Origin of the sequence: Pseudomonas sp. OV226, from assembly GCF_003148705.1 — a bacterium.
Classification (GTDB): domain Bacteria; phylum Pseudomonadota; class Gammaproteobacteria; order Pseudomonadales; family Pseudomonadaceae; genus Aquipseudomonas.
In genome coordinates, this window is record NZ_QGGS01000017.1 from 103440 (window position 1) to 123214 (window position 19775).

At 59.7% G+C, this 19775-nt stretch carries 18 protein-coding genes; 4 read left to right on the plus strand and 14 right to left on the minus strand.

Translation table 11 applies throughout. The features are described 5' to 3' along the window. Positions 1-160: 160 nt before the first annotated feature. Both C7534_RS23010 and C7534_RS23015 read right to left on the minus strand, forming a co-directional pair. Positions 161-928: a CHAD domain-containing protein gene (locus C7534_RS23010; RefSeq protein WP_046031784.1), complete on the minus strand. Its 768-nt coding sequence runs from the start codon at positions 926-928 to the stop codon at positions 161-163. Between the two features lie 46 nt (positions 929-974). Further along, positions 975-1253, minus strand: a complete 279-nt coding sequence (locus tag C7534_RS23015; RefSeq protein ID WP_046031783.1) for a hypothetical protein — start codon at positions 1251-1253, stop codon at positions 975-977. A gap of 225 nt (positions 1254-1478) precedes the next feature. Between C7534_RS23015 and C7534_RS23020 the strand changes: the two genes are divergently transcribed. Further along, the gene (locus C7534_RS23020; protein ID WP_046031782.1) at positions 1479-2519 is read left to right on the plus strand and encodes a patatin-like phospholipase family protein; all 1041 of its coding nucleotides are present in this window, start codon (positions 1479-1481) and stop codon (positions 2517-2519) included. 45 nt (positions 2520-2564) lie between these two features. Here C7534_RS23020 and C7534_RS23025 read toward each other — a convergent pair whose 3' ends face one another. From C7534_RS23025 to kdpF, 6 genes are all read right to left on the minus strand, one after another. Further along, positions 2565-3254 (minus strand): response regulator, encoded by a 690-nt coding sequence (locus C7534_RS23025; RefSeq protein ID WP_046031781.1) that lies wholly within the window; start codon positions 3252-3254, stop codon positions 2565-2567. Positions 3255-3303: 49 nt separating this feature from the next. Beyond that, positions 3304-5955 (minus strand): sensor histidine kinase, encoded by a 2652-nt coding sequence (locus C7534_RS23030; protein WP_109787137.1) that lies wholly within the window; start codon positions 5953-5955, stop codon positions 3304-3306. A 128-nt stretch (positions 5956-6083) separates the two neighbouring features. After that, positions 6084-6629 (minus strand): potassium-transporting ATPase subunit KdpC, encoded by a 546-nt coding sequence (kdpC, locus tag C7534_RS23035; RefSeq protein ID WP_109787138.1) that lies wholly within the window; start codon positions 6627-6629, stop codon positions 6084-6086. Positions 6630-6772: 143 nt separating this feature from the next. Continuing rightward, the gene (gene kdpB / locus C7534_RS23040; protein ID WP_109787139.1) at positions 6773-8830 is read right to left on the minus strand and encodes a potassium-transporting ATPase subunit KdpB; all 2058 of its coding nucleotides are present in this window, start codon (positions 8828-8830) and stop codon (positions 6773-6775) included. 10 nt (positions 8831-8840) lie between these two features. Further along, on the minus strand, positions 8841-10535 hold the full coding sequence (gene kdpA, locus C7534_RS23045) for a potassium-transporting ATPase subunit KdpA (protein ID WP_109787140.1): 1695 nt from the start codon (positions 10533-10535) through the stop codon (positions 8841-8843). Positions 10536-10543: 8 nt separating this feature from the next. Further along, complete coding sequence (kdpF, locus tag C7534_RS23050) at positions 10544-10633, minus strand: K(+)-transporting ATPase subunit F (protein WP_007899818.1); 90 nt, start codon at positions 10631-10633, stop codon at positions 10544-10546. 424 nt (positions 10634-11057) lie between these two features. Between kdpF and eat the strand changes: the two genes are divergently transcribed. After that, positions 11058-12422, plus strand: coding sequence for an ethanolamine permease (gene eat, locus C7534_RS23055; RefSeq protein WP_077431590.1), 1365 nt, complete (start codon positions 11058-11060; stop codon positions 12420-12422). 124 nt (positions 12423-12546) lie between these two features. Further along, complete coding sequence (locus C7534_RS23060; RefSeq protein ID WP_080943056.1) at positions 12547-12714, plus strand: DUF2897 family protein; 168 nt, start codon at positions 12547-12549, stop codon at positions 12712-12714. 45 nt (positions 12715-12759) lie between these two features. On the opposite strand, the gene C7534_RS23065 is transcribed toward C7534_RS23060, so the two are convergent. After that, a complete protein-coding gene (locus C7534_RS23065) occupies positions 12760-13611 on the minus strand; it encodes an urea carboxylase-associated family protein (RefSeq protein WP_046031775.1) in 852 nt (283 codons plus the stop codon). A gap of 15 nt (positions 13612-13626) precedes the next feature. Beyond that, positions 13627-14280, minus strand: coding sequence for a GntR family transcriptional regulator (locus tag C7534_RS23070; protein WP_109787141.1), 654 nt, complete (start codon positions 14278-14280; stop codon positions 13627-13629). A 175-nt stretch (positions 14281-14455) separates the two neighbouring features. Here C7534_RS23070 and C7534_RS23075 point away from each other — a divergent pair, with 175 nt between their 5' ends. Then, positions 14456-15013, plus strand: a complete 558-nt coding sequence (locus tag C7534_RS23075) for a TetR/AcrR family transcriptional regulator (protein ID WP_077431588.1) — start codon at positions 14456-14458, stop codon at positions 15011-15013. Here C7534_RS23075 and fabF read toward each other — a convergent pair. The 4 genes from fabF to C7534_RS23095 all read right to left on the minus strand — a co-directional run bounded on the left by fabF (position 15010) and on the right by C7534_RS23095 (position 19759). Next, a complete protein-coding gene (gene fabF / locus C7534_RS23080; protein ID WP_046031772.1) occupies positions 15010-16284 on the minus strand; it encodes a beta-ketoacyl-ACP synthase II in 1275 nt (424 codons plus the stop codon). The genes C7534_RS23075 and fabF overlap by 4 nt on opposite strands. Positions 16285-16316: 32 nt before the next feature. Further along, entirely contained in the window at positions 16317-17111 is a 795-nt protein-coding gene (locus tag C7534_RS23085) for an SDR family NAD(P)-dependent oxidoreductase (RefSeq protein WP_109787142.1), read from the minus strand. Between the two features lie 205 nt (positions 17112-17316). Continuing rightward, the gene (locus tag C7534_RS23090; RefSeq protein WP_109787143.1) at positions 17317-17652 is read right to left on the minus strand and encodes a ComEA family DNA-binding protein; all 336 of its coding nucleotides are present in this window, start codon (positions 17650-17652) and stop codon (positions 17317-17319) included. 112 nt (positions 17653-17764) lie between these two features. Next, a complete protein-coding gene (locus tag C7534_RS23095; RefSeq protein WP_109787144.1) occupies positions 17765-19759 on the minus strand; it encodes a polysaccharide biosynthesis protein in 1995 nt (664 codons plus the stop codon). Positions 19760-19775: the final 16 nt, after the last annotated feature.

The following is a 19775-nucleotide window of genomic DNA, read 5'->3' on the forward strand; positions in this document are numbered from 1 at the left end:
AGAAGGGCCGTGACTGGTGCGAACACGGATTGCACACCCGACACAAAACAAATGTGGGAGCGGGCTTGCCCGCGATAGCGGTCTGACAGTCACTATTAAGGTGTCTGTGCTGCCGCCATCGCGGGCAAGCCCGCTCCCACATTTTTGATCGGTTGTGCTTTCAGGATTTGAAACAGCGGGCGCTTAGTTTGTCGAGAACGCGATCGGCGCGGCTTTCGGCCTCGGCCAAGGTGGTTTTCCAGACGGCGACACACGGCTGCAAATCAGCTTCCTCTTGCGCCCTGGCCAGCCATTGCCAGCTGTCGTGCCAATCACCCAAGGCACTCTGCGCCGACTTCAATCGGGACAACGCGGACTTCGGCAAACGGTCGAGCTCGGGATAGGCTTCGATGCCATAGCGCACACGCTTGATCAACAGGCGCAAACGGTGTCGGTCATGGGCTGGATCGTGCAACGCCACGTCCAGTTTCTTCCACTGTTTGCCCAAGCGTTTTTCGATGCGCTTACGCAAACCCTTGAGCAAACCCTGACGCTGGGACGCGCGTAAAAAACGCGGAAAGGCGTCGAAGATCATCAGCAGCTGCGCCAGCTCGGGGCTGACCGCCACCGCCGGATAAGCCTCGACCATTTGCGCCAACCGCCAATGTGCGGCTTCGGACTGACCGTGTTCAAGCAAATAGGCCGCCAGTACTTCACGATCGCGCAACGGCGTGGTCAGTTCGCCGACCCGCGCCGCCGCTGCCTCTACCTGCTCGACGCCGGGCAGCCCACGCAAGGGTCGCAACAGGCTGCGCAAATGGCGAACCGTGGTGCGCAGGTCGTGTAACGCTTCAGGGTCAGTGCGAGCACTCAAGCGTGCCTGACAGGCCAACAAGCGGACTTCAAGGCCCAGGACATGAGCCACCAACCGATCAACCAAATCAGACATCGCTTGCTCCCTGAGTCGAACTTCCCCTCTTGCCTACGTCATGCCTTCAACGGCCGGCACGAGACTCACGAATATAGAACCGTGCTTTCTGGGCCTTGCTGGCACAGCCTTCGTAAGCTTCGAATTGTTGCTGGGTCTTGGCACCGGTCAGCAACGACAGAGCCTTGGAGTAGCTGACGGTCCCGGCGAAACCTTCGGCCTTGGCCAAGTCTAGCTCATGCCACGCCGCATCGATCTGGCTTCCACAGCTTTCGCGGTAAGCCGTTTTACCGGCACAACCGGCGAGCGCCAATGCAATCAAAGGTACGCAAATCCAGGCTTTCATCAATACCACCTCAAGATAGGTCAACAGTCGTGCAGGTATGACGGTCCGGCACGTGAAAAGTGCCTTGGCCACACAAGGCAAACAAAACTATAGCGTGCGAAGAATAGCCATGTGCCGCCACGGAGTGTCGAAAAAACGACGCGCCCGGCCCATCGAGCGACCTTGGCGATTGAAGCCCGCCCTTCAATGGGTGCATTGTTGAACCTTGTCAGACGAGGGCGATTCATGAAAAAGCGTATCGCACTGGTACTGGGCTCAGGTGGAGCCCGAGGCTATGCCCATATCGGTGTCATTGAAGAGATCGAACGGCGTGGCTACGACATCGCCTGCATCGCCGGTTGTTCCATGGGCGCGGTGGTCGGCGGGATTTATGCCGCTGGCAAACTTGACGAGTATCGCAACTGGATCGAAAGCCTGGATTACCTCGATGTGTTGCGCCTGGTGGACGTCAGCTTTCGGCTTGGCGCGATTCGCGGTGAGAAGGTCTTCGGGCAGATCCGCAAGATCGTCGGCGAGATCAATATCGAAGACCTGCGCATTCCTTACACGGCCGTGGCCACGGACCTGACCAACCAGCAGGAAATCTGGTTCCAGGAAGGCTGCCTGCACCAGGCCATGCGCGCCTCGGCGGCGATCCCCAGCCTCTTCACCCCGGTGATGCAGGGCAACCGGATGCTCGTCGACGGCGGCATTCTCAACCCTTTACCGATCGTGCCGGTGGTGTCGAGTCATTGCGACCTGATCATCGCGGTCAATCTCAACTCCACCAACCAGCGCCATTATCAACTGCCGGTCATTCAGCGCCCGGCGGCGTTCAAGACCCGCTTCGACAGCCTGATCAATTCGCTGGGTTCAAAATTGCCCTTCCGCCGCAAACAGGCCGAACAATTGCTGCTGCTGGAGAAGGAAGCTCTGATGGCAGAAGCGGCCGAGATCAACCCTTGGGTCGAATCTGCCGAGCCCGCAGCGCAGCAACCGGCCGCGGCCCCTGAACGCGACGGTGCGCCGAAATCGGCCACCGGCTCATTCATCATCGACAACGTCGGCCCCGCCTCGCTGCTTGACCTGATCAACCAGAGTTTCGAGGTGATGCAAACGTCGCTGGCGCAGTACAAGATCGCCGGTTACCCGCCGGATATTCTGATCAACGTGCCGAAGCGGGTCTGCCGGTTTTTCGAGTTCTACAAGGCGCCGGAGCTGATCGCGCTGGGACGGGAGATTGCGCGGGATACGCTGGACCGCTATGAGAATGAGCGCGAGCCCTGAGATTCTGAGGATTGTTCTCACGCGCTGCGTGGGAACGATCAGCGATCAGGTATCAAGCAACCGATACCCAACCCCCGCCTCGGTCACGATAAACCGCGGTTGTGTTGGATCATCCGCCAGCTTCTGCCGTAAATGCCCCACCACAATCCGCAGGTAATGACTGTCCTCGGTATGGGTCGGCCCCCAGATATCCTTGAGTAACTGCTGCTGCGTAATCACCCGCCCCGGATGTCGCGCCAGCTGCGCCAGCACTGCGTACTCCTTGCGGGTCAACGCGACTTCGCTGCCATCGAGCAGCACCCGTCGATAGGCCAGGTCAACGGTCAACGGACCGAACGTCAACGCCGCTTGCTGAGCCTCCCCGACCGGTGCCTGACGCAACAAGGCGCGCACCCGTGCCAGAAACTCTTGAATACCAAACGGCTTGGTCACGTAGTCATTGGCACCGCCATCCAGTGCCTCGACTTTCTGCCCTTCACTGGCGCGTACCGACAGCACCAGCACCGGCACTGTCGACCATTCGCGAAACTCGCGCAGCACTTGCTGGCCGTCCATGTCGGGCAGACCGAGGTCGAGTACCAGCAAGTCCGGTTTGTTCAGCGCGGCTTGCGCCAGGCCTTCGGTGCCGGTGCCGGCTTCCAGCACTTTATAGCCTTGGGAGACCAGGCTGATACGCAGGAATTTACGGATTTGCGGTTCATCGTCGATGACCAAAATGGTCGCGGTCTGGCTCATGGTTTCTGATCGCGGCGTGAAGATGTCCAAAGGGTATCAGGCTTCACTTTCATCGCTCACCCTCAAATGCAGGCTGTTCCTGCAACGGCAAGTGAAGGGTGATGCAGGTCCCACGCCCATCGATGCCATCGCCGACGCTGATGCGCCCACCATGCGCTCCCACCATCCCCTGACAAATCGCCAGCCCCAGCCCGGTGCCCTGCCCGCCCCGATCACCGCGCGCGGCGGTGTAGAACATGTCGAAAATCTTCGCCCGCTCTTCCTGCGGAATCCCCGGCCCTTCATCACTCACCGAGAAAAACAGCTCACTGTCGTCGGCCCCGGCGCGCAACTGCAAACGCCCATGCGCCGGTGAAAATCGTGCAGCGTTTTCCAATACGTTGACCAGTGCCTGTTCGATCAACGCCGCGTGGACGAACAGCAATGGCAACTCTGCCGGCACTTCAGTGCTGACCTGCAATGGCGTCAGCACTGCGCGCAGTCGATTGAGCGAACTGCCGACAATGTCGGCCGGTGACACCCAATCGCGCGCCAGTTTCAGCGCGCCGTGACCGAGGCGGGTCATGTCCAGCAAGTTCTGGATATAGCGATCCAGGCGCTCGGCTTCGTCGCGGGTGCCTTCGAGCAATTCCTGGCGATCCTCCAGTGGAATGGCTTCACCGAGGGCCAACAGGCTGTCGATGCTACCGCGCATGGACGTCAGCGGTGTGCGCAAATCGTGGGACACCGAGGCCAACAGAGCACTGCGCAGTTGCTCGGTTTCGCCATGCAGTCGCGCCGCTTCGAGGTCCTCGGCCAGTTGCGCACGGGCCAGCGCCTGCGCCAGCGGCTGGCTCAACGCGGTCAACAAACGCCGACGTTGGCCACTTAAAGTCTGGCCTTCTTTGGCGCACACGCCGAGCAACGCCAACGGCCCGTCTTCCACCGACAACGGCCACCACCACCAACGCCCCATTGGCAATGTTCCGGTGCCTGCACCGGCGGGTTGATCGTGCTGCCAGGCCCAATCGGCGGCCGCGCGCTCGGCTTCGGAAAACTCCAGCGGGCCGCCGGTTTCAACTTTCCAGCCACCCTGCCCGTCTTGATTGAGCAGGCACAATTGCAGATCACTCCAGCCATTGAGGTGTTGTGCGGCGGCACTGACCACGGCTTGACGGTCAGTGGCGGCGGTCAGTTTGCGCGACAGGTCGAGCAGTTCGGTGGTCTCTTCCTGAGTGTCACGCAGCGCCTGCAATTGCCGTCGTTGCCGGGCCGCGAGGTTGCCGGTAAGCGCCGCCATCAGCAGGAAGAACAGCAAGGTCAGCACGTCTTCTTCGCGCTGGATGGCGAAGGAAAAATTCGGTGGGATGAACAGGAAGTCGTAGGTCAGAAACGACAGCGCCGCACAGGCCAACGCCGGGCCGAGGCTGCTGCGCACCGCCACCAACAGCACCGCGGCGAGGAACACCAGCGAGATGTTGGGCAGCGGCAAAACACTCGCCACACCCCAGGCCAAGGCGCTGGCCAACACCGTCGCCACCATCGCCAGCGCGTAGTCGAACCACACCAGCGTCTGCGCCGACCGCTGGCGCGGCTGATGCGGTGTGTGATTACTGTCGAGGACGTTGATTTCCAGCCCGCGCGCATCGCGCAGCAGGCGTGACGCCAAGCCGCCGCCGAACAACCGTCGACGTAAACGCTGCCGGGACTGGCCAACCAACACCAGGCTGGCGCGGCGTTCGGCGGCGTGCTGGATCAGCGTTTTTGCGACCTCGCCTGCCCGCAGCAACACCACCTCGCCCCCGAGGCGTTCGGCCAATTGCTGGGCGCTTTGCAGACGCAGGCGCGATTGCTCGTCGCGCACGCTACCGTTGTCGACATGCACCAGGCTCCACGGCAAATGCCGGCGCTGGGCAACGCGGCTGGCGTGGCGCACCAGGCGCTCGGCCTGTGCATCGCCATCGACGCCGACCAATAATCGCCCACGCACCGCTGGCGCCGCCTGACCGAGTTGGCGATAACCCTGGGCCAGGTCGTTGTCGACCTGGGCGGCAGCGGTTTGCATCGCCATTTCGCGCAGGGCGGTCAGGTTGGTCTGGGTGAAAAACGCATCGATGGCCGCTCGCGCCTGCTCCGGCACGTAGACCTTGCCGTCACGCAAGCGCTCAAGCAGCTCGCGCGGAGGCAGGTCGATCAGCAGCAGTTCGTAGGCCTCTTGCAGCACCCAGTCCGGCAGGGTTTCACGAACCTGTACGCCGGTGATACCACGGACCTGGTCATTCAGGCTTTCGAGGTGCTGGACGTTGACCGTGGTGAAGACATCGATGCCGGCGGCGAGCAACTCCTGGATGTCTTGCCAGCGTTTGGTATGGCGGCTGCCGGGGGCGTTGCTGTGGGCCAGCTCATCGACCAGCACCAGTTTCGGTTTGGCTGCGAGCAAACCATCGAGGTCCATTTCTTCAAGCATTACGCCACGGTATTCCGAACGCACCAACGGCTGCTGCGGCAAACCGCCGAGCAGCGCTTCGGTTTCGGCGCGGCCATGGGTTTCGACCACACCGGCCATGACCTTCACACCCTGGCGCAATTGAGTGTGCGCCGCTTGCAACATGGCGTAGGTTTTGCCGACCCCGGGCGCGGCGCCGAGGAAGACCTTGAGCCGGCCTCGACCATCGCGGGGCAGGTCTGCTAACAGCGCGTCGGCGCGGCCGGAGTCACTCATGCTTACTCTCTTTATTCAGGTGTTGATGGGGTGACCTTTCTACCGTCATCGCGGGCAAGCCCGCTCCCACAAAGGGTATACATTCCAATGTGGGAGCGGGCTTGCCCGCGATTGACAGCGCCACCGATTTACAACTTTTCCAGCGCAATATTCAGCGCCAACACATTCACCACCGACGGCCCCACCAACGGCTGTTCAATGTGCGCGTCCAACAATTGTTGCAGCGTAGACACCGGCAGATTACGCGCTGCGGCAACTCGCGCCAGTTGATAGGCAATCGCGGCCGGTGGCAAGTGCGGATCGAGACCGCTGCCCGAGGTGGTCAACAAGGCCAACGGTACGGGTCCCTGCCCTGGCACCAGAAGCTTGTTGGCCTCGTCGATCACCCGAGTGGCCAGCGCCGGATTGCTCGGCGACAGGTTGCTGGCGCCGCTCGACACCGTGGCAAAGGCACCGGCCGATGGACGCGGGTGGAACCAGGCGTCACCGACAAAGTCCTGGGCAATCAGCGACGAACCCCGGACCTTGCCGTCGGCATCGCGCACCAGGCTGCCATTGGCTTGATCAGGGAACGCGACCTGCGCGACGCCGGTGACAACCAATGGGTAGGCAACGCCGGTAATCAGGGTCATCAGCACCAGCAGGCTCAAGGCCGGACGTATCATTGTGGTCATTTCAAAATCCTCGTAATCAGTGAACAAGTCAGCGTTTATTCAGCTGCGCCGTGGTGCATTCATCGCGAGCAAGCTTTGCTCCTACGGGTTGGCGTCGCAGGTGCAAGGCTTGCCCGCGATCGAGCGCGAAGCGCTCGCCACGGTCAAACCAGATGCAACGCCGTCAGCAGCATGTCGATCGTCTTGATGCCCACGAACGGCACCACGATCCCGCCCAATCCATAGATCAACAGATTGCGTCGCAGCAACGCCGCCGCACTCGCCGCTTGCACCCGCACGCCACGCAATGCCAGAGGAATCAGCACCACGATGATCAGGGCGTTGAATACGATGGCCGACAGAATCGCGCTCTGCGGACTGGTCAGGTGCATGACGTTCAGCACACCCAGTTGCGGATAGATCGAGGCAAACAGCGCCGGCAAAATCGCGAAGTATTTGGCCACGTCGTTGGCAATGGAAAACGTCGTCAGCGCACCGCGCGTCACCAGCAATTCCTTGCCGATCTGCACCACGTCCAGCAGCTTGGTCGGGTCGCTGTCGAGGTCGACCATATTCGCCGCTTCGCGCGCCGCTTGTGTGCCGTCGTTCATCGCCATACCAACGTCCGCCTGGGCCAGGGCAGGGGCGTCGTTGGCACCGTCGCCGCACATGGCGACCAGGCGACCGTCGTTTTGCTCGTGACGAATGCGCGCGAGTTTTTTCTCCGGTGTGGCTTCGGCCAACACGTCATCGACGCCCGCTTCGGCGGCAATCGCGGCGGCGGTCAGCGGGTTGTCGCCGGTCACCATGACCGTGCGAATCCCCAGTTTGCGCAGCTCGGCGAAACGCTCACGGATGCCGGGTTTAACCACGTCCTTGAGGTGAATCACGCCGAGCAATTTACCGTCGGCGCAGACCAGCAACGGGGTGCCGCCGCTCTGCGCGATTTTGTCGATTTCCCGGGACAGCGGCGCGGCCAGGTCGGCGCGCTTCAGGTCGAGAAACGCCAGCAGCGAATCCACCGCGCCCTTGCGATACACGCGGCCCTGATAGTCGACACCGGACAAGCGGGTTTCAGCGCTGAACGGTACGGCCGTCAGCAATTCGGTGGCGGGTTCAGGTTGAGGCTGAGTGCCGCGCAGGTACTCGACGATGGATTTACCTTCCGCCGTGTCATCGGCCAGCGAAGCGAACAACGCGCCCTCGGCCAGTTCCCTGGCGTTGACACCCGGTGCCGGATGCACCGCCGTGCAACGACGGTTGCCGAAGGTGATGGTGCCGGTCTTGTCCAGCAACAGGACGTGCACGTCCCCCGCCGCTTCCACGGCCCGACCGGACTTGGCGATCACGTTCAAGCGCACCAGACGGTCCATCCCGGCGATGCCGATGGCGGACAGCAAACCGCCAATGGTGGTCGGGATCAGCGTGACCAATAACGCCACGAGGAACACCAGCGGCAGGCTGCCATTGGCAAAGTGGGCGAACGGTTGCAGGGTGACGACCACCAGCAGAAAGATCAGGGTCAGGCCGATCAGCAAAATATCGAGCGCGACTTCGTTGGGTGTCTTCTGGCGTTTGGCGCCTTCGACCAACGCGATCATACGGTCCAGCGTCGACTCGCCGGGGTTGGCGGTGATCTTCACCAGCAGCCAGTCGGACACCAGGCGAGTGTTGCCGGTGACGGCCGAGCGGTCGCCCCCGGACTCACGAATCACCGGTGCGGATTCACCGGTAATCGCCGCTTCGTTGACTGCCGCGATGCCTTCAATGACCTCGCCGTCACCGGGGATCATTTCCCCCGCTTCGACGCGCACCACATCGCCCTTGCGCAGATTCGTGGCCGGCACGACCTGGAATGTGCCATTGCTGGTTTTACGACGGGCGCTCAAGCCTTCGCTGCCGGCCTTGAGGCTGTCGGCGCGGGCCTTGCCGCGACCTTCGGCCAAGGCTTCGGCGAAGTTGGCGAACAGCACGGTGAACCACAGCCACAAGGCGATTTGCGCGGCGACAAAGGTCGGCACGCTGCTGTCGGGAATGAAGCACAGCACAGTGGTCAGGATGGCCGTCAGTTCGACCACCAGCATCACCGGCGCACGCTGCAATTGGCGTGGGTCGAGCTTGACGAAGGCTTGCACCAGCGCCGGTCGCCAGAGGGCCGAGATTGCGGTTTTCGGTTGTTCCGGCGCCTTGACGGCAGCGGCTTTAGTTGCGGGCATATTCATCATTGATTCCTCAGAAGCCCAAGCTCAAGTGTTCGGCAATCGGACCCAGCGCCAACGTCGGCAAGAAGGTCAAACCACCCACGAGCAAAATGGTCACGGTCAACAACGTCACAAACAGCGGGCCATGGGTCGGGAAGCTGTTCGGGCCGATCGGTGCGGATTTCTTCATCGCCAGGCTGCCGGCCAGGGCCAGTACCGGGAGGATGTAACCGAAGCGACCGATCAACATGCCAAGCCCCAGCATCAGGTTGTGGAACGGGGTGTTGGCGCCGAAGCCACCGAACGCAGAACCGTTGTTGGCGCTGGCCGAGGTGTAGGCGTAAAGCAATTGGCTGAAACCGTGCGGACCGGGGTTGCTGACGGCGGCGACAGGACCGGGCAAGCTCGCCGCAATCGCGCCGAGCACCAGCACGCCGACCGGCATCACCAGCAACGTCACCACCAGCAACTGCACTTCTTTGGCTTGCAGTTTCTTGCCGAGGTATTCCGGCGTGCGCCCGATCATCAGGCCGGCGAGGAACACCGCGATCAACACGTTCAGCAACATGCCGTAGAGGCCAGCGCCGACACCGCCGAAGATCACTTCGCCGACCATCATGTTGACCAGCGCGACCATGCCGCTCAGCGGATTAAGGCTGTCATGCATGCCGTTGACCGAACCGTTGGACGCCGCCGTGGTGGTCACTGACCACAGCACTGTGGCGGTGGTGCCGAAACGCGCTTCCTTGCCTTCCAGCGGCGCGGTCTGTTCGACGGCGACGTTGTTCAGCGCAGGGTTAGGTTGGTACTCGGCCCACAGCGAAGTCGCGCCGCCAATCAGGAACAGGGCCAGCATGCAGGCGATGATCGCGCGGCTCTGACGCAGGTCTTTGACGTAGTGGCCGAAGGTGAATACCAGCGCGACCGGGATCAGGATGATCGAGCCCACTTCGAACAAGTTGCTCCACGCCGTCGGGTTCTCGAACGGGTGCGCCGAGTTGACGCCGAAGAAGCCGCCACCGTTGGTGCCCAGTTGCTTGATCGCAATCTGGCTGGCGGCGGGACCGAGCGGGATCACCTGATCGACACCTTGCATCGTCACGGCATTCACGTACTGAGCGAAGGTTTGCGGCACGCCCTGCCAGACCAGGTACAGCGCCAGCAGCAGGCACAGCGGCAACAAGCCGTAGAGGGTGGCGCGGGTCATGTCGACCCAGAAGTTGCCCAGGGTCTTGGTCGACTTGCGACCAATACCGCGACACAGCGCAACCAATACCGCCAGGCCGGTGGCGGCGCTGACGAAGTTCTGCACGGTGAGGCCGGCCATCTGACTCAAGTAGCTCAGCGACGCTTCACCGCTGTAGGCCTGCCAGTTGGTGTTGGTCATGAAGCTGATGGCGGTGTTGAACGCCAATGTCCACTCCTGACCCGGCAGGTTTTGCGGGTTCAGCGGCAGGTGATCCTGGAACAACAGGATCGCGAACAACAGCAAGAAGCCCGCAAGATTGAAGGCGAGCAAGGCCAGCGTGTATTTCTGCCAGCTCTGTTCAACCTGCGGATCAACGCCGGCCACGCGATAACAGCCGCGCTCCACCGGCCCGAGAATCGGTGTCAGCCACGTGCGCTGACCTTCCATTACCTTGTAGTAGAAGCGCCCCAGAAACGGCGCCGGGACCAATACCACCGCGAAAAACGCGAGGATCAGCCAATAGTCATAACTGTGCATAGCCGCTCCTAGTTCCGGTCCGCGCGCAACAGCGCAACCAACAGATAAATGAACAGCCCCACTGCCAGTAGCAGTGACACTCCGTCCAGAACGCTCATGGAAGTTCTCCGTGTTACGGCGTATTGCCGCGTGTGGAGTCATTGTCGGAAGGAAGGCTGTAAAGGAACGAGATCGAGGGTGTGTGCGGGGCATAAAGAAAGCGTAAAGAGTGGGTTTATGGGTTTGTTACAGGCCGTTTTTTCGGTGTCTCGACGGGCCTCATCGCGGGCAAGCCCGGCTCCCACAGGTTCAGCGGTGGAACCAGATGATGCGGTTGGCTCAAATCCTGTGGGAGCCGGGCTTGCCCGCGATGACGGCAGATCAGACGACAACGCCCTCAACTGGCGCATAAAAAACGCTCATACGGTGGCGAACATCCCCCATACGACACCTTTTTGCGCTTTACGACTGCCATCACAACACTGGCACGCCCGCTGCACACGCCCTCCCCCGAGCATTCCAAACCGTTCAGGGAGCAAGCGCATGAACACACAACTCAAACCCACGTTGGGCACGTTGCACTTGTGGGGTATTGCCGTCGGGCTGGTGATTTCCGGCGAGTACTTTGGCTGGAGTTACGGCTGGGGCGTGGCGGGGACATTGGGCTTTCTGGTGACTTCTTTTATGGTCGCCACCATGTACACCTGCTTCATCTTCAGCTTCACCGAACTGACCACGGCGATTCCCCATGCCGGCGGCCCGTTTGCCTACAGTCGTCGCGCCTTTGGTGAAAAAGGCGGATTGATCGCCGGGCTGGCGACGCTGATCGAATTCGTCTTCGCGCCGCCAGCGATTGCCTTGGCGATTGGTGCGTATCTGAACGTGCAATTCCCGGCGCTGGACCCTAAGCACGCAGCGGTCGGCGCGTACATTGTGTTCATGGGCCTGAACATTCTCGGGGTGAAACTCGCGGCCACCTTCGAGCTGGTCGTCTGCGTATTGGCCGTGGCAGAACTGCTGGTGTTCATGGGTGTGGTCGCCCCGGCGTTCAGCTTCAGTAACTTCGCGTTGAATGGCTGGGCCGGTTCCGACGTGTTTGGCGCCCCGGCAATAGCCGGGATGTTCGCGGCAATCCCTTTCGCCATCTGGTTCTTTCTCGCCATCGAAGGCGCAGCCATGGCGGCCGAAGAAGCCAAGGACCCGAAACGCACGATTCCAAAAGCCTACATCAGCGGCATTCTGACCCTGGTATTGCTGGCCATGGGCGTGATGTTTTTTGCTGGCGGCGTGGGTGACTGGCGCACCCTGTCGAACATCAACGATCCACTTCCGCAAGCCATGAAAACCGTAGTCGGCGAAAGCTCCGGGTGGTTGCACATGCTGGTGTGGATCGGCCTGTTCGGCCTGGTGGCCAGTTTCCACGGGATCATTCTCGGCTACTCGCGGCAGTTCTTCGCGTTGGCCCGGGCCGGTTATCTGCCGGCCTCCCTGGCCAAACTGTCGCGTTTCCAGACCCCGCATCGAGCCATTATCGTGGGCGGCGTGATCGGAATCGCCGCGATTTACAGCGATGGCCTGATCAACCTCGGTGGCATGACGCTGACCGCGGCGATGATCACCATGGCGGTGTTCGGCGCGATCGTGATGTACATCATGAGCATGCTCAGCCTGTTCAAGTTGCGTAAAACCGAACCGAACCTGGAACGCACTTTCCGCGCGCCGTGCTATCCGCTGGTGCCGATGATCGCGTTGTTGCTGGCAGTGGTCTGCCTGGTGGCGATGGCCTGGTTCAACACCTTGATCGGACTGATTTTCCTCGGTTTCATGGCGGTGGGTTTCGTGTACTTCCTGATGACCGCGCAGTTGCGCGCGGATGCACCGGCGGACGCCATGTTGACCGGGCTATAAACGGCGCAGGTGCACTGGCCAGATCAGGCATAGAATGGAACCACGGCGAAACCTCATCGCTCAAAGTGGTATGCACGATCGATTGACGATCTCCGCCAATCGGCCTGCCCTCAAGGAGAGCCCTATGCCCTGGTATGCCTGGTTGATTCTGATCGTTGCCATCGGCTCGATCGTTGGCGGATTGATGATGTTGCGCGACACCGCCAACAAGGTCGAACTGACCGACGAACAACGTAAACGCGTCGCTGAACGCAATGCGGAAATGGATGCCAAGGAAGCGCAGGACCGTTAAACCAAAAACCCTGTCATTCTCAGTGAATGACAGGGTTTTACGTGCCTACTGCTCCCAATCGGCCTTGGCGATGTGCAAGCCATGCAGCCCCTTGTAGGCCGCACGCTCCGGCTGGCTCCAGCCTTGCAACAACGAATCCTCCAACCGATAAATCTCCACGCCCAGTGGCCGGCACACGGTCAGCGGATCCTGCGCATCCGGCCCCCACATGGCCAGCGACAGGTCACCGCCGGGGCAGGTCGAGAGTGCGCACAGCAAATCGATCTCGGCAAAAAACTCCAGATAATCGCCCTTCTGCGCCGGACAGGCTTTCATGAAGTACAGGTCGTCGTGGTTCAGGCCCGTGCACTGGAAAATATTCAGCACGTCGTGCACGTCGAACTCGGTCAGGCCATGGGGCAACACGGCGCGGGTCAGGTTGGAGTGGCAGTGATGATGAAAGTCCTCGCCAGTGAGCATTTTGTTCACATAAGGATCGCAGCGGGTACCGAGTAAATCGTGCAAGCGCCCACCATGTTCGTCGATACCATAACTGGCCAGGCTGTCGTCGGTAATGGTCACCAAAGGGCGCAAAAAAGGCAGGTTCGACCAGAGCCGGTCATGGGTGCTGACGTGGGCACCTTGCAATTGACGGGTTCGCGCCGCCCACAAGCGCTCCCGTGGGTCGTGTGCATTCCACACATTGAAGTCTCCCACTTGCGGGCCCACCGGTGTGGTCACCCGAAACACATGCCCTGCCGGCACGTTCCAGGCGCGGCCGGTGCGGATGGGTACTTCGAACTGCTCGATCAGTGTGCGCCCCTCCTTTGCGTCACGAATCCGTTCGTAGAACGGCTTGTCCACCTGCAGTGCCGAGCCTTTGCTGACTTGATAGGCCGCCGGATAGTCTTTGTACATGGCACGAGTCCTCGATCAGTGATGGGATGAAGAGGCAAGCATTTGCAACAGGAGGTGTTCGGAGTCGTCGAGATAAAGGCTCATGGCCTCCATCGCCGCACGCTGGTCGCCTTCGGCCAACAATTGATGGATCTGCTGGTCACGCGCAAGCCAAGGTGATTGAAAACGCGACTCATCGGGGGCGACGAAAAACACCAGGCGCAATTGCGCGACAACGTTGGTGAAGAACTCATCGAATAGTGGACTGCGCAACAACCCGACAATGTGTTGATGAAACGCCAGGCTGTGGGTGCCGACCGCACGCCAGTCCTCGCGCGCCCTGGCCAATTCAGTAGCTTCAAGGGCCAGGAGCATTTGGTCGGACTGGTCATCGCCCAACGGCTGACTGACGTTGATGGCCTGTAACTCCAGAGTGCGACGGACCTTGAACAGGTCCACCACATCCTTGACACCGAGCCTGCGCACCCTCACACCTTTGTTGCGTACATACACGGTCAACCCTTCCTGCCCCAACCGATGCAAGGCTTCGCGGATCGTGTTGCGGGACGCGCTGTAGGCAAGCACAAGATCGTTTTCGACCAATGCCATGCCGGGTAGCAAACGACCGCCAATGATGTCGGCGCGCAATTCCAATGTGATCTGGTCGGCCAGGGACTGTCCGTTGCTCATGCTCTTCGCCCTTGATTGTTCAACAATCTCCAGTTACCGAGTAATCACTATTCATGCCATGTTTTTGTCGCACTCAGGACGGAGTTGGACGCATCTGCATGCTTTTTAGAAGTAGAAGTACAGTCACCATTCAATTTTCATTGGTTAAGATGGCGCATTGTTGCGGAGATTTCACATGCGTTACTCGCAGGACCATAAAGCCCAGACCCACAAACGCATCATCAAGGAAGCTTCGGCGCGGTTTCGTCGTGACGGTATTGGTGCGACTGGCCTGCAACCACTCATGAAAGCGCTGGGGTTGACTCACGGCGGTTTTTATTCGCACTTCAAATCGAAAGACGAACTGGTGGAAAAGGCGCTCCAGGCCGCTGGCGATCAGGTCGACGTCAAATGCGCCGAGCTGTTCGCCCAGGATCGCCCGCTGGACGCATTCATCGACGCTTACTTATCTGAATGGCACCAGACCTCACCTCAAGAAGGTTGCCCGTTGCCAACCATGTCGTCGGAACTTGGCTTGCGCGGGCAGCCGAGCCCGACCAGTGATGTGGTGCTCCACGCCCGGCTCGATCAAATCCAGGGAACCCTGGACCGAGATGACGCCGCCGACCACAGCATTGTCATCATGTCGACGCTGGTCGGGGCGCTTCTGCTATCGCGCAGTGTCGAGAATCCGGAACTGGCTCAGCGGATCCTCGACGTGACTCGCGCCTACCTCAAGCGATCACAGGATTAACCCTGCCAGCGCTTGAACAGCACACTGGCGTTGACTCCGCCAAACCCGAAGCCGTTGGACAACGCATACTCGATCGCCATTGGCCGCGCCTGACCATGGACGATGTCCACGCCTTGAGCCGCCGGGTCCGGATTCTCGAAATTCAGGGTGGCCGGCACGATTTGATCGCGAATCGCCAATAACGTGAAAATCGCCTCAATCCCACCGGCCGCACCGAGCAAATGCCCCGTCGCCGACTTGGTCGATGTCACCGCCACCTTATTGTCAGAACCGAACAACGATTTGATCGCGGCCAACTCGCCGAGATCGCCAACCGGCGTCGAAGTTGCGTGTGCATTGAGATGCTGCACCTGAGACGGTGAAATCCCGGCCTGCGCCAACGCCAGCGACATCGCTCGGCGCGCACCATTGCCATCTTCGGGGCCTGCTGTCAGGTGAAAGGCGTCGGCACTGGTGCCGTAGCCGACTAACTCGGCTATTGGCTGCGCCCCGCGAGCCAAGGCATGCTCCAGCGATTCAATCACCAGAAGGCCCGCGCCCTCGCCCATCACAAAGCCGTCACGCCCACTGTCGAACGGCCGGGAAGCGCGCTCCGGGGTGTCGTTGTAACCGCTGGACAAGGCCCGCGCCGCCGCGAACCCGGCCAGACTGACCCGATCAATCGAAGCCTCGGCGCCGCCACACACGGCAATGTCCGCTTCACCACAACGAATCAACCGAGCGGCATCACCGATCGCTTGCACCCCGGCCGCACATGCCGTCACCGGGGCGCCCAGCGGGCCCTTGAATCCGTGCTGGATCGACACATGTCCCGCCGCGAGGTTGACCAGAAACGAAGGAATGGTGAAGGGCGACAATCGTCGTGGACCACGACTGTCGGTGGTGCGCACCGCATCGGCAATGGCACCGAACCCACCGACACCCGAACCGATAATAGTGGCCGTGCGTTCCTGAGCTTGTGCTTCCAGCGCTTGCCAACCGGCTTGCTCCAACGCCTGGCGCGCGGCCTCCATGGCAAACAGAATGAAGCGGTCCATCTTCTTCTGCTCTTTGGGGGGTGTCGCTCGATCCGGGTCAAAACCCGCCTCGGCATCCTCCGCCAACGTCGGCACCACTCCGCCGACCTTCGCCGGCAGATCGGCGACCACCTCGTCCGGCAAATTTCGTAATCCCGAACGCCCAGCCAGCAGACGCTCCCAGACAGTCTCCACACCGCTACCCAGCGGAGACACCAGGCCCATGCCGGTTACAACTACTCGACGATCACTCATGCCGTTATTACCTCAAGCCGATGGAAGGTGCCTCATTTGTAACGTGCGGCGGCCTTACTTTTGGAAAGATTGGGCGCCATTACCAGGCGAGCCTTTACAAAGTCGTCCCACTCGGACGCGTTTGGCAACGAAGGAATGGTGATCAACTCACCCTGGTCCAGCCCCGACAAGGCGGCATCGACCATTTCACCTGCTTCCATGACCATGTCCGCCGGAATCTGGCTAGCGTCGATACCTGAACGTTCCCAGATCTCGGTACGCGTAACGCCGGGCAACACGGCCTGAACCTTGACCCCGGTCCCGTCCAGTTCGGCATTCAGGGACTGTGTCAGGCTTAACACATAAGCTTTACTGGCGCTGTAGGTCGCATTGAAGCGCTCTGGAAACAAGGCCACCACCGACGCGATATTGATGATCGCCCCCCGACCTGCCTTGGCAAAACTGGCGGCTGCCGCCGATGCCAATCGAGTGACCGTGGTGACATTCAGTTGAATCAACTTCTCCAGCTGTTCCATATCTGAATTCGCCAGCAGCCCATCTGCCGCGACGCCAGCGTTATTCAGCAACAGGCTGATACTTGAATCGCTGCGAAGACGCTGCTCGATCTTCAACACATCATCCTTTTGCGTCAGGTCTGCCTTGAGCACCTCCACCTGAACGCCATGTTCGGCGCGCAATTTACTCGCCGCAGCCTCCAGCCGCTGCTCATCGCGAGCCACCAAAAGCAAATCAAAACCACGCGCTGCCAACCGCTCAGCGTAAATCGCACCGATACCGGAAGACGCTCCGGTGACGAGGGCCGTACCTTGGGACTGGGGAGAAGTCATGACTGTGCTCCTGGGAGAGGCTTGAGGGAAGTTAGCGTCTAAATGCCAGCACGTCGTGGCGCATGACAAATGGATTATAGGCATAATTTAAGAGCAATATGATAGACATAATTTTTTACTGAGCAATGAAATGCTCCCCGCCACCACAGTCGCCAGAATGTAAAAAGGCCGGTCAATGACCGGCCTCTGGCGTTGAGTTACAAGCTTAGTTCACTTGAAGTTTTTCGCGGTTCTTGTCCAGGATCGCTTTACCTATCCCCTTCACTTCCAACAGTTCATCTACGGATGAAAATGGCCCATTACTCTCACGATAAGCAACAATCGCCTTGGCTTTGGCCTCACCGATGCCGGACAGCTCACGCTGCAGTGTCGGGGCATCGGCTTCATTGAGATCGACTTTGCCAGATTGCGCCTTGGTGGAAACGTCCAGTACCAACGGAGGGGTGACAGCTTCCGGTTTTGCCGCAGGCGCGGCAATGGTGGCAACAGAAGCGCTGGTAAGCAGGGCAAAAACCAGGGAGTAGAAATAGCCAGTACGCATAATTGAAGCTCCATGACATCGTTTGAGAAAGCAGCTTTTCCGAAGCTGCTCTCCAAACTTAGGCGATGTGGTGGAACTGTCAAAAATGTGTCTATTGCAGGATGTAAAACAATCAGGGCTCGAGACGGCGTTGCTGGTAGATCCAGTCGACGATTTCGCCGTCAGGGGTGTAGCCGCTGACGGTTTCGCGCAGGAGCTGGCGGACACGGGAATAGTCGTCCTGTTCTACGGCAACCAGCAGCTCGGTCAAGCGCCCTTTGAGCACGTCCCATGGCAGGTGGTCTTCGTTAGCACTCATGATCATTGGATGTTGGGTAGCCGACACGTTGTCACCGATCAGCAACTCCTCGTACAGTTTCTCGCCTGGACGAAGACCCGTAAACTCAATGGAAATATCGCCCTGCGGATTCCTTTCTGACCGGATGCTCAAGCCGGACAAGTGAATCATCTTCTCTGCCAGTTCGACAATTTTTACTGGCTCACCCATGTCGAGCACGAATACATCGCCGCCCTGCCCCATGGAGCCGGCCTGGATAACCAGTTGTGCGGCTTCGGGAATGGTCATGAAGTAGCGGGTGATTTTCGGGTGGGTGACCGTCAACGGGCCGCCCGATCTGATTTGACCGTGGAACAACGGAATCACAGAACCGGAGGAGCCCAGTACATTGCCGAATCGCACCATAGTGAAGCGGGTTTTATTGACCCGAGACACATTGGACCTGTCGCCAAACAAAACAGGCGCAATCTCACGACTCAGGGCCTGAAGCGTCAATTCGGCCAGGCGCTTGGTGCTGCCCATAACATTGGTCGGGCGGACTGCCTTGTCAGTGGAGATCAACACGAAGTTGGAAACCCCCGACTGCAATGCCGCCTGGGCCGTATTGAGCGTACCGATCACATTGTTCAGAACGCCTTCGGCGATGTTGTGCTCGACCATGGGCACATGCTTGTAGGCAGCTGCGTGATAAACGGTATCTACGCGCCAGGTCTTCATCACATCCAGGAGTTTGTCCTGATGGCGAATAGAGCCCAGAATCGGCAACAACTTGACCGGCACTGCCTCACGACAGCCACGCTGCTCCAACTCTGAAAGAATGCTGTAAAGATTGAACTCACTGTGTTCAAACAGCAAAAGCGTGGTCGGCCCCAGCGCAAAAATCTGCCTGCAAAGCTCTGAACCGATAGACCCGCCGGCGCCAGTCACCATTACAGTCTTGCCTTTGATACAGCGCGCAAGTAAATCCGGCTGTGCAGGCACTGAGTCCCGGCCCAGCAAGTCAGCGATATCCACCTCTTGAATGTCTTCAACCTTGACCCGGCCGCTGGCCAGGTCGGTGAAATTCGGAACGCTTCGTATATGGAGTGGATAACCCTCGAGCAGATTGAGAATTTCCCTGCGCCGCGCACGGGTCGATGAAGGCAGCGCCAAGAGAATTTCCTGTGCTCCCGTGACGTCGATCATTTGTTGAATGTGCTTGGGTTTGTAGACCTGAAGGCCTGAGATAGAGCGATCCGCAATACTTGCATCATCATCGATGAATGCCACGGGCCGCATGACTCGCCCCATACGCAATGCAGCAACCAATTGATTCCCGGCAACGCCCGCACCGTAAATGGCAACCTTGGTCAGACCATCATCACGGTTGGTAAAAGGTACATGTTGAGCGGCAGCGAACCAGTCGCCCATAAAGTACTGGCGCATGCACAGTCGCAACCCACCAATGATGACAAGGCTCAGCCACCAGTAGTTGAAGATGATAGACCGCGGCACCACGGCTTCATGGTTGCTGTACCAGTAAACGACGACAACAAGGATTAACGAAGACAGGCTCACTGCCTTGATAATGGCAATCAACGCGTCGTTGCCGAAATAGCGCATGACCGCGCGGTACATGCCGAAGCGAATGAACAGAGGGATGGCGACGAAGGGGGCACAGACAAAGAGCCAGAAATGGACTTTGACGGGGTTGTACATGTCATCAATACCCAAACGGACGATGAACGCCAACCACAGTGCGACCCAGACCAAAATAATGTCAGTACTGACCTGGATCAGTCGTTTTTTGCGTCTGGGAAGCCCTAAAAGATACTCCCTCACCTTAACCATAAACTCTTCAACCACC